At 43.9% G+C, this 11,049-nt stretch carries 11 protein-coding genes and 1 pseudogene; 3 read left to right on the top strand and 9 right to left on the bottom strand.

Annotation, left to right across the window (positions count from 1 at the left end; genetic code table 11):
- Window positions 1–594: 594 nt before the first annotated feature.
- Entirely contained in the window at window positions 595–1,077 is a 483-nt protein-coding gene (locus QTN95_RS18930; RefSeq protein WP_138971578.1) for a MarR family winged helix-turn-helix transcriptional regulator, read from the bottom strand.
- A gap of 119 nt (window positions 1,078–1,196) precedes the next feature.
- Here QTN95_RS18930 and QTN95_RS18925 point away from each other — a divergent pair, with 119 nt between their 5' ends.
- Entirely contained in the window at window positions 1,197–2,096 is a 900-nt protein-coding gene (locus tag QTN95_RS18925; protein ID WP_331418580.1) for a DMT family transporter, read from the top strand.
- Between the two features lie 58 nt (window positions 2,097–2,154).
- On the opposite strand, the pseudogene QTN95_RS21300 reads toward QTN95_RS18925, so the two are convergent.
- The 8 genes and pseudogenes from QTN95_RS21300 to QTN95_RS18890 form a co-directional block, all read right to left on the bottom strand.
- Window positions 2,155–2,244, bottom strand: a pseudogene (locus QTN95_RS21300) (sugar O-acetyltransferase); the annotation flags it as partial.
- Window positions 2,245–2,328: 84 nt separating this feature from the next.
- Window positions 2,329–2,751: a hypothetical protein gene (locus QTN95_RS18920; protein ID WP_138971580.1), complete on the bottom strand. Its 423-nt coding sequence runs from the start codon at window positions 2,749–2,751 to the stop codon at window positions 2,329–2,331.
- A 199-nt stretch (window positions 2,752–2,950) separates the two neighbouring features.
- Window positions 2,951–3,832 carry an L-ribulose-5-phosphate 3-epimerase gene (locus tag QTN95_RS18915; protein ID WP_331418579.1) on the bottom strand — a complete coding sequence of 294 codons (882 nt, stop codon included), beginning with the start codon at window positions 3,830–3,832 and terminating at the stop codon, window positions 2,951–2,953.
- Between the two features lie 9 nt (window positions 3,833–3,841).
- Window positions 3,842–4,489 (bottom strand): 3-keto-L-gulonate-6-phosphate decarboxylase UlaD, encoded by a 648-nt coding sequence (locus tag QTN95_RS18910; RefSeq protein ID WP_331418577.1) that lies wholly within the window; start codon window positions 4,487–4,489, stop codon window positions 3,842–3,844.
- A 4-nt stretch (window positions 4,490–4,493) separates the two neighbouring features.
- A complete protein-coding gene (locus QTN95_RS18905; RefSeq protein ID WP_331418576.1) occupies window positions 4,494–5,315 on the bottom strand; it encodes a Cof-type HAD-IIB family hydrolase in 822 nt (273 codons plus the stop codon).
- Between the two features lie 24 nt (window positions 5,316–5,339).
- A complete protein-coding gene (locus QTN95_RS18900; protein ID WP_331418575.1) occupies window positions 5,340–6,032 on the bottom strand; it encodes an L-ribulose-5-phosphate 4-epimerase in 693 nt (230 codons plus the stop codon).
- A 9-nt stretch (window positions 6,033–6,041) separates the two neighbouring features.
- A complete protein-coding gene (locus QTN95_RS18895) occupies window positions 6,042–6,518 on the bottom strand; it encodes a PTS sugar transporter subunit IIA (RefSeq protein ID WP_138971585.1) in 477 nt (158 codons plus the stop codon).
- A 78-nt stretch (window positions 6,519–6,596) separates the two neighbouring features.
- A complete protein-coding gene (locus tag QTN95_RS18890) occupies window positions 6,597–8,357 on the bottom strand; it encodes a PTS ascorbate-specific subunit IIBC (protein WP_331418574.1) in 1,761 nt (586 codons plus the stop codon).
- A gap of 364 nt (window positions 8,358–8,721) precedes the next feature.
- Between QTN95_RS18890 and ulaR the strand changes: the two genes are divergently transcribed.
- Together ulaR and ulaG are read left to right on the top strand one after the other, a co-directional pair.
- The gene (ulaR, locus tag QTN95_RS18885; protein WP_331418573.1) at window positions 8,722–9,477 is read left to right on the top strand and encodes an HTH-type transcriptional regulator UlaR; all 756 of its coding nucleotides are present in this window, start codon (window positions 8,722–8,724) and stop codon (window positions 9,475–9,477) included.
- 112 nt (window positions 9,478–9,589) lie between these two features.
- Entirely contained in the window at window positions 9,590–10,657 is a 1,068-nt protein-coding gene (gene ulaG, locus QTN95_RS18880) for an L-ascorbate 6-phosphate lactonase (RefSeq protein ID WP_331418572.1), read from the top strand.
- The last annotated feature ends 392 nt before the right edge of the window (window positions 10,658–11,049 follow it).

Raw genomic sequence — 11,049 nt, 5'->3', positions numbered from 1 at the left:
CTTGAGATGTTATAACGCTCAAGTTGGTGAGGCACTGGCAAATGTCAAAGCAATGAACAAAGTCATAGGACTAGGTATGCCTGTTAGAAGCTAACGGCTAGTCATATATGGCGTCGTTGATCTTCAAGCTGATTTGATCAACAACGCCCCTATAACTTGGAGTTTTAACTATGGATAAGAGAAAAATTGATAACTTTAATTGGGCAATATTTTACATATTGCTTATTATGGTCATTTTGTTTGACATAAATGAACTCAATGGCAGCGGTCTTATAATAGCACTATTGTCAGTATCGTACGTTAAATTAAAGTATATAGACCCAATTATAAAAAAAATAAATAATTTAGAGGGCGATTAATTACTGATAATATCTAAAAGCATTTCTGATTAAAGTGTTGTATTTTTCATGTTTTCTGTGGTCTATGAAGAAACCTTTAACGAAGTTACGTTAGATTATGTTAATGCCTTAATACCGAATTTTCTTCCAGATACAGGCATTAGTATTGGAATCCTTACTGAATAAATAATTTCTTAAAAAACAACGCCAGCGATTCGTCGCTGGCGTTCTAGTTTGAGAATTCCCATCTCAATAACTACTCATACTGAGTCAACCAACTCTTTAGAATCGTATTGAGCTGCTTCTTCTGATTGGCATTGATACCTTTGACCAACTTCGCCTGAACCGCCGCATGCTCTTCGATGATTTTATCAATCAGAACAAAACCATCTTGGGTCAGTTCTACAGTGACGCTGCGGCGATCTTCTTTGCTGTGCTCTCGGCTAATCAGCCCTTTTGATTCCAGTTTATCTAAGCGGTTAGTCATCGCGCCAGATGTTAACATCATCGAATCAATCAGCTCTGAGGGAGTAAGACGGAACGGCTTTCCGCTGCGACGCAGTGTCGCCAGTACATCAAACTCTCCTAATTTTAGGTCATAGCGCTTATGTAGCTGAGCAACTTCAGTCTCCATATATTTGGCGATTCGCATCAATCGGCCCATAATCGCCATCGGCTCTGTCTCTAGATCCGGCTTTTCCTTAGCCCAATGCTCTACTACTCTATCAATAGCGTCCATGAATGTTTGTCTCCAGTAACAAAATGCTGTTTCGAATATCTTAACATAGAGATACTTTACAAACAGCGATTTTAAGCGTACATTCCTCACAAAAGTATCTTAACGTAAAGATAGTTATTATGAATATACTACTTGCCATGATTCCGGCATTCTTTTGGGGAACCACCTATGCGGTCACGCAATATACACTTGCGGACTGGCCTCCCCTATTACTGGGGGCGATTCGCGCACTACCAGCCGGACTTCTGTTGTTGGCATTCAGACCTAGTCTGCCGAAAAAAGGCGACTGGCAAATCCTGTTTAGTCTTGGATTAATCAACATCGCGACCTTTTTTGGTTTGATCTTCGTGATGGCCCTGACTCTGCCATCGGCGATTTCCGGCGTCGGGATGATTTCTGTTCCAGTGTTTGCCATGGTTTATAACTGGCTGATCAACAAACGTCGCCCAGGTATCATTCAAGCGATAAGTGGGGCGGCCTTAATTGTTTTGGCGTGGATGTTGTTTGATCCAAGTTCAATCACGCTTAACCCTATTGGCCTAGGCGCTATGCTGGCAGCCATCATGTGTATTGTTGTTGGTAGTTCGCTAACTAAATCACTGGGTAGCCGGATGCACTGGTGGACAGTGCTAACATGGCAACTGATTCTTGGTGGTGTGATTTTATCGGTTGCCGCAGGCGTTCAAGCTACGATGGAGCCGACTAAGTACGCGGCGCTGGCGCACAATTTCTCAATGACTAACTTGTCAGGTCTACTTTGGGTGGTTGGTTTGAATACCGCTCTTGGCTATGGCATGTATGTTTGGTTGTTGCAACGCATGTCTGTCGTCGATTTTACGTTTGGGGGAATAGCTAACCCAATAGCAGGTATTGTGTCAGGGCTAGTAGTGCTTGGAGAGTCTTTCACACCATTCCAGTACAGCTTAATGGTTGGCATGATTGTGATGTCATTACTGCCTCAAGCCATACTTGCTATCCGGCAAAATCGCCCAACCCCTGCTGAGTGCCAAACCCAATAGCCTAAAAAGCCGGATTGATGCCATGAGTTCTCTCGTAGCATCAATCCAATTGGCTCTATGACTGCTCAATAGTTTTAAGTACCCGACGCTGCTCATCCCATGCCTGATAAGGCTCTCCCGCTAACATTTTCTCTTTTTCAGTTCTCATTACTGTCACCGCTATCGTATTCTGACATCTCTGCGTCTGCGTGAAATATCGCGCATCAACAACAATTTTACGCCTGAGAATGCATCATTTGGTGACGAAAAACTTGCTATAAGTGCTCACTTGACCGTTGATGTACTCGATACCACTATGGATGTTATCAGTGCTGCTACCAACGATTTGGTACTCTACGACAAATTCACCACTAATCACCTTAATAAATAAAAATCCATCGACCACCTTCCAAAGCCCTTGAAGAGATTTATCGCTGAAGAGATCTTTTTCCAATAGTGTGCCATTAGGGTTAAGGCGGATTTGTGACGCAAAACCATCAATATTCACTTTGACCCAAGTCTGTTGATGGACTTCGTAGCTCAATATTTTACGATGTTTTTTCACCCACTCAATGAGCTCTTGCTCTTGGCTAGCAGTCAAGGTCGGTAAATCTTCCATCTCCAACAACGTGTGATGTTTTTCGTACCAGAACAGTTGTAAGTGAAGCAGTTTCATGTGCGTATGCAGATTATCGGTGGAAAAGTCAGCGCAACTTTGCGTCAAGCTAAGCTGTAAGTCAAATCTTATACGTTCGACTGAAAGTGTGCAGCATAATACGGGGGGATTTATGCTGCACTATCCCAGTTGGGATCAACGGCGCTTAAACAAGCTCCGGAGCAGGAGGCTCTAGGAAAATAAAATATTTAACGCAGAACTAAGCCGCAAATAGTTTCGGCAGGTTGGCATGGTCACAAGCTTGATTTAATCTGTGTTGAGCAGTAATTATGTTCTGTTTCCAATTATCATCTTGCGCCCACATTTCAATGACCAATGGTACAACACAATCCGTCTGCTTAAGCGTAGTAAAGATCGAGTTGAAATCGACCTCACCCTCCCCTATGACAAGATCCCGAAACTGACCTTGAGAATCAGGCGTCACTCGGTAGGTATCTTTCAGATGAATCTGCGTAATATGTGGCTTGCTCAACTTTAACTCTGTCACGACGTCATAGTTCCACCCAGAGATGTTACCTACATCGGGGTAAGCGGTGAAGTACGGAGAGTCAACTTCTCGACGTAGCAGCTCAAATTTACTCAAGGAGTTAAGATAGTCGGTATCCATTATCTCAACCGCAAGCATCACACCCGCTCGTTCGGCTAACTTAGCAGACTGCTGCATCCCTTCGATAAATCGTTGGTGAGATACTTGATTTGAAGGCTCATAGTAAACATCGTACCCAGCAAGTTGAATGGTACGAATCCCCAGTTTGTATGCCAATGCAATCGCTTTTTCCATATGCAGTAACGCTTGTTTGCGAATTTCAGGATCGGCAGAACCAAAAGGAAATTTGCGGTGCGCACTTAAACACATCGACTGCAAAGGCATAGCGTACTGCTCACACTGGTGACGCAATGCATATATGGTCTCGTCATCCCAATCCAAACGGCAACGACGTTCATCAGACTCATCAACAGATATCTCAAGAAAATCAAAGCCAAGTTGCTTGGTGGTTTTGAGTTTCTCTTCCCAACTAAATCGATTAGGCAGCGCCTTTTCATACAAACCAACGCGATGACGTTGCAAGTTTTGATACATAGCTTCCCCCTAATTCCAGAAACGGTCAATTTGAGTGCGTAAAGATTCCGCCGTTTGCTTGCCCGTTTCTCCCGCTAAGGCACGGCCAGCGATAAAAGTTTTCGCTTGAATGCCTTCAAACAGGTAAATATCTTCAGGCACAATACCGCCTGTAATCGACAATTGAAGCCCCAGTTCAGACAGCGCGCGCATCTTATCCAGATCCTCTTCACTCCAACCAACCCCCGCCAATTCAGCATCTCGTGAACGGTGATAAATGGCTTGTGAGATACCAAGATCGATCCAAGCCTGCGCATCGGTCATCGTCCAGTTGCCATAAATTTCAATCTGAATTTCACCACCATGTTCATCCGCAACTTTTTTGCATGCTGCAATCGTGGCAATGTGCGCGGCAGCCGAAACCGTGATCCAATCTGCACCCGCTTCAAAAGCCATTTTAGACAGAATGGCACCACCGTCTGTGGTTTTCATGTCACATACAAGAATATGTTTAGGGTGATTTTTGCGTAAGGTAGAAACCGCATTCATCCCTTCGGCAAACGCTAAAATGGTACCGATCTCGATGACATCTACAAAACTTTCAACATTGCTCGCCACTTCAATCGCAGCGGGCAGGTTAGTTTGGTCTAGAGCAATTTGAATCATTGGTTTTGCCATTGTTTTATCCCTTAATTTTTTCACGTATTAGACGGGCTAGCCCATCATGGTTATTATCTGTAGAACACACGAGCTTTGAGTGTGATTTAACCTGATCGTCAGCATTGAGCATTGCAACCCCTAAATTGGCGTATTGCAGCATTGAGATGTCATTGTGATTATCTCCCACTGCAATCACATGATTGGCGTGATAGCCAAGCTCGGAAACATACTCAGCCAGGCGATGACCCTTACTGTTACCTTTGGCGGAAAAGTCGATTCGATTTGACCAAGAACGTTCCCCATTAAACTGTCTTTTGACCCATGGATGCTCTAGTAAACGCTCTACAGAACTCGGACATCCTTCGACGACAAATTTCCAAATGTACGGACTTTGTTTCGCCGTTTCGCTGAATGAATCCACTCGGTAGATCTTCGGTCTAATGGAATTTGGTACCGTACTTGCCCAGCCTTCTAAGGCTTGCATATAAGTAATCGGGTTGTAGTTTGAGTAAGTCATCGCATCGGAGATATACATCACCATCTTGACCTGAAACTCTCGTGCTAGTTCGATAAAGACCAGCGCATCATCTTTCGCTATCGCATTTTGCTTTAACACCTGATCGTTGGCATAGTCGTAGACATAAGTGCCATTACAACAGATGATCGGTGTGTCTAGTCCAAGTTCGTAATAATAGGGTCTAGCTGCGGTATGATGGCGTCCAGTGACCACCACCACTTTGCACTTGTGCTTAGCTTCTTGAATTGCTTGCCTTACTTGTGGATGGATAGTGTGTTCATCAGTCAACACTGTGCCATCCAAATCTAATGCTAATACTTTGTACATCGAGTCTCCTCGCAACAAAAAGGGTTAACTCTGGCCGTAATAAGCGTTATCGCCATGTTTACGTAAGTAATGCTTATCAGATAACTCAGGCTGTATCTTGATTCCGCTGTTTAATGAGCGAGTCGCCAAAGCCATCGCTGAAATTTCTTCCAGAACAACGGCATTGTGCACGGCATCATCCGAGTTCTTACCCCATGAAAATGGAGCATGTCCTGCCACTATCACGCTTGGAACCGCCATAGGTTTGATACCGCGCTTTTCAAACTCTTCAATGATAACGAGCCCAGTATTTTGCTCATAAGCTCCGGCAATTTCGTCATGAGATAACTTACGAGTGCAAGGGATATCACCGTAGAAGTAATCCGCATGAGTGGTGCCTAAAGCGGGGATATCAATCCCTGCTTGCGCCCAGATAGTCGCACTACGTGAGTGAGTGTGTACTACGCCACCAACTTCTTGAAATGCTTTATAGATCTCGATATGTGTTGCGGTATCACTCGATGGTTTTAACCTTCCCTCGACCACCTTGCCTTGCAGATCAACCACAACCATGTCATCAGCTGTCATTGCGTCATATTCAACCCCCGAGGGCTTGATAGCGATAACGCCGAGTTGGCGATCGATTTCAGATACATTGCCCCAAGTGAAAGTGACTAGACCATATTTAGGCAGCTTAAGGTTAGCTTGCAAAACACGTTGCTTGAGTGCGCTATACATACTTTCTCCTTAGACCAATTCCGCAAGAGCTTGATCAATGACGTTAAACACATCGGTCTTAGTACGGCAACGACGTAACTTGTTTAGGTCTACCCCGGTTTCGGACTCTTCATCATCAAGTACACTAGTCACTTCCATTAACCCTTCCATATGCTGATTAGAACAACTACCTGCTAAGGTAATCAGTACATCAACGGGTTCTTCCTCACCATCAAACAACACAGGCTGTTCAAGAGTAACGAGTGCAAATGCGGTTCTAATCACCCCATCTTCAGGACGGGCATGAGGCAGTGCTAAGTTTGGCGCTATGCAAATGTATGGACCAAGTTTCTCAACACTGTCGATGATGGCTTGATGATAACTTGGCAAAATTGCGCCTGAGGCAATCAACATGTCCGTACCGATAGCGATAGCCTCACGCCAATTGGCTGCACTGGCATGCAGTTTGATTGAGTTATTGTCGATTAGTGATTGCTTAAAACCCATGGTTCTATCTCCAATGGAGTGCCAGCGATAACTGGCACTTAATTATTGTTATTAGATACTTGCCTATTGATTGACAGGCTACTTAGCTTGGACAAAGTTCTTATTGATGATGTCGAGTAGCTCGTCACCAAAAGAGTTTGGATTGAGCATGTTTTGTACTCCGAGTACAAACTTGCCCTCTCCAGGTTCCATTTCTGCCGATAGATGCTTTGAAGAAACAATGATGTCTGTCGATGCCAACTTTGACTTGTAGTCAGATACCGCACACGAGTCCATCACATGAGGGATACCTTTTTTCTCCAAGTACTTGCCTATTTTCATTTTCATCATCATCGACGAACCCTGACCATTTCCACATACCGCAAGAATGCTCACCGGACGCACACCATCACTCGCTTTGAGTGCTTGCTCGACGGCTTCGATAACTTCAGGCTCTTCACATACCGTCACCACGCCTTGAGCATCTTCTTCGGCACGCAATTGCTTAGCAGCAAAGAACATGTACACGCCAGACAGAGCCAATAGAACAAAGAAGAACATTCCAGATGCTGAGAGGCCTTGCATAATTGGCGGGAATACCAAAGCCCAGTCAGCCATACCCATCCAACCACTAAATTCAGTACCTTGTTGGCTAAATAGGTGAATAGCCCATGCACTACCTAACACCTCAATGATGCCCATCACAAAACAGATCTTCATCACCGCTCGCCAGCCACCAAAGTGATTGGCAAACACACCAATTGTGGCATTAGAGAAAAACATCGGAATAAATCCAGGAATGATCATAATGGGTGCATCAAATGCCAACATTGCCAGAACTGCAGCAAATTGGCCTAAAGCCCCCCACATAAAACCAAATACCATTGCGTTAGGAGAAAAAGCGTAAATCGCCGCACAATCGATTGCTAATACGGCATTAGGAATAACGCGCTCAGAGATCCCTTTAAATGCCTCCGAAAGTTCGGCAACAAACATACGAACACCAGCAACAATCACTTGAATCGCGACCGCAAACTTAAGACCAATTTCGAGAATATAAATAGACCAGTGGGTTGAACCCGCCATCTGTTGAAGATTATCCAAACCAAATGAAAGTAAGATAATGCCAAAGAATACCGTCATGACTATGGCCGTTGCCGCAATACTGTCATGGAAAATGTGGAGCCATTTAGGCAACTCAAGATGGTCAACACTGTCTTTTTTGTCGCCCAGTTTTGGCGCAATTTTTGTCGCAATCCAAGAAGCAAACTGCTGTTGGTGACCAATTGAAAAACCCGCACCACCAGTGACTTCTTCTGTCGGTTTAAACATGATGTTGGAAGATATCGCCCAGTAGAGTGCCATCAATACCGCTGAGTAAATGATGGTTTCCCACATGCTCGTGCCAAGAATAAAGTAGAACACGGCAATCAAACCCGCTTGCTGAAACATAATGTGGCCAGTCAGCATGATTGTGCGTATACCCGTATAGCGACGGAGAAGGACAAGAAGAATGTTGATACCCAGCGCAAGAATAACCGCATACCCCACCCAAGAGTAGTTGTCGCCCATGGTTTCCATGGTCGCCATCATTGAGGTGTATGGGTCAATAACCGAGCCAGTTAAACCATGATATTCAGATAGTTTTGAAATCACGGGTTTAAAGCCAGCAACCAGAGTGCCCGCACCGACTTGAACAAGCATAAAGCCGACAACGGTTTTGATTGATCCTTTGATGATAGTTGTGGCATCACGTCTAAGCAGCCAATAGCCAATCAATGTCACTAAGCCCAGCAATAGCGGAGCCTTGGTCATCACTTGGCTGTAAAAAATATAGAAGATGTCGTATAAGAACTCCATATCTTTACCCCTAATAGTCTTTGTATTTTTATTTGGTTTGTAGGACAGGGCGCTTCCATTTGTAGGTAGTGAAATACGCCCTCTTTTGCTCACGGATTAAACTTTAACAATCAAAAGTAATCATTCAATGCTCATTTGTGATTATTTTGATTTTTGTCAATTTTGCCTCTCACTTGTGGCTATTTTTGGGTAGTTTGTCACACAGAATTCAGCAAAAAACTTATAAATCAATAGGTTATGTAATACTGTGATTTATAGCATGTTTTTGTTTCACGCCCATTTGACATTCAAAGCGGTGATTATTAGAATCAAAAAAAATCACAAGCAATCACCAAGTAATCACAAACTTGAACAGGTGATAACAATGAATGAAGTACAAAGACACAACGGCATATTGTCGTTATTAGAAGAAAACCACACCATCAATGTTTCACATATCATTAATAGTTTTAATGTTTCTCCTGCGACCGCCCGTCGCGACATTTCAAAACTGGATGAGCTAGGTAAGCTGCGTAAAATTCGCAACGGTGCAGAACGAATAGAAAATCAAAAGAAAAAATGGTCACCACTTAACATCAACAGCACTGACCACTACGAAGAGAAGTCCCTGATTGCACTGCGTGCAGCTGAGTTGTGTGACTCTGGAGATAGTGTCGTGATCAACTGTGGTTCGACCGCATTTTTACTCGGCCAAAAGTTATGTGGCAAAGATGTCCAAATCGTCACAAATTACTTTCCATTGGCGAGCTACCTGATCAATGAAGATCATGAGGACGTGATCATTATTGGGGGACAATACAACAAGGCACAAAACATCTTCCTTAACCCAGCTCCAGATTCATTGGGTAGCTACGCGGGTAATTGGATGTTCACCTCAGGCAAAGGACTGACCGATGCAGGGCTCTATAAAGCAGACATGCTAACCGCCGTGGCCGAGCAACAAATGCTCGAACAAATCGACAAACTGGTCGTGGTCGTTGATAGCTCTAAAGTGGGGCAAAGAACCGGAATGCTTTTCTGCCCAGCAAGTAAAATTGACATTGTCATCACTGGCAAAGATGCCAATCCAGATGTCGTCAAAGCGATAGAAGCCCGTGGTACGCAAGTCATTCTGGTTTAGAAAATAAGTAGATAAATAACAAACACTTAGTTCAGCGTCTCAACTGCCTGTTAAGACGCTTGGCTTCCTGCACCCTAAATTAATCCAATATCGTCAACTCAAAGGTACTGTTATGAGCAAAGTGAATGAAATAACCCGTGAATCTTGGATCTTAAATACCTTCCCAGAATGGGGAACATGGTTAAACGAAGAGATTGAAAACACAGTAGTCGAACCCGATACGTTTTCTATGTGGTGGCTTGGCTGTACAGGCATCTGGCTCAAAAGCGCAGGTAACACCAATATCTCCATCGATTTCTGGTGTGGTACAGGTAAAAAAACGCAAAAGAATGCGTTAATGAAAAACCAGCATCAAATGATGCGCATGGGCGGGGTTGAAGCACTCCAACCTAATTTGCGCACAGCTATCTTCCCGCTTGATCCCTTTGCTATCAAAGAAATCGATGCGGTACTCGCCTCCCACGACCATGCTGATCATATCGATATCAACGTCGCCGCTGCGGTGTTGCAAAATTGCCCTGAGCATGTGAAGTTTATTGGCCCACAAGCTTGTGTCGACTTATGGATCAGTTGGGGTGTGCCCGAGCAGCGCTGCGTCGTGGCAAAAGTCGGCGATCTGCTTCAAATCGGTGATCTCAAAATCCGAGTGTTGGACTCTTTTGATCGTACGGCACTGGTCACTCTTCCCGAAGGCACATCCTCTTACGACAAAAACATTTTAGATGGAATGGACAAAAGAGCGGTGAACTATTTAATTGAAACAACCGGAGGCTCCGTCTACCACTCAGGGGATTCACACTACTCGAATTACTATGCGGCGCATGGTAACGAATACCAAATCGATGTCGCTCTCCTTTCATACGGGGAGAACCCTCGTGGTGTAACGGATAAGATGACATCATCCGATATTCTTAGAGCTGCAGAGTCTCTCGATTGTGAGGTTGTGATGCCATTCCACCATGATATCTGGGCTAACTTTCAAAATGATCCACGTGAAATTGAAGTATTGTGGAACATGAAGAAAGATCGCCTGCAATATCAATTTGCTCCATTCTTTTGGCAAGTCGGTGGCAAATACACCTACCCAACGGATAAAGGTCGTATGCACTACCAGCATTTCCGCGGCTTTAAAGACATCTTCAAAAATGAACCTGAACTGCCATTCAAAGCATTCTTGTAATTATCAGCACTACGCCAAGCCGAGTAACACTATACTCGGCTTATCTGCTCAAAATTGCCCTCTTACCTCGCCTTAATTACAAGCTAAAGTGTCAAAAGATATAGCGCGATATTGCCGTAGCGTTGTAGCTTTAGTAAATAACCATCGTTGGCAAATTAATCTTATTGGTACTATTCTTGCTTCCGGGCAACTTTTTGCTCGACCTGAGCAAGATCTTGCTCGATTCGAGCAAAAAGTTGCTCAGCTTGTATATTAACAAATGCTTAAATTGTTGAAATATATACATTTTCATTTTGGCACGCTTTTTGACTAAGAGTGAGTGTTATTACACACAACCTCTAAGGATTTTACTATGCCAACTCCATGTTATATTTCTATCGACGGTGAAACTC

The organism is Vibrio sp. M260112, assembly GCF_036533775.1.
GTDB lineage: Bacteria > Pseudomonadota > Gammaproteobacteria > Enterobacterales > Vibrionaceae > Vibrio.
This window is presented reverse-complemented; position numbering and strand designations above follow the sequence as displayed.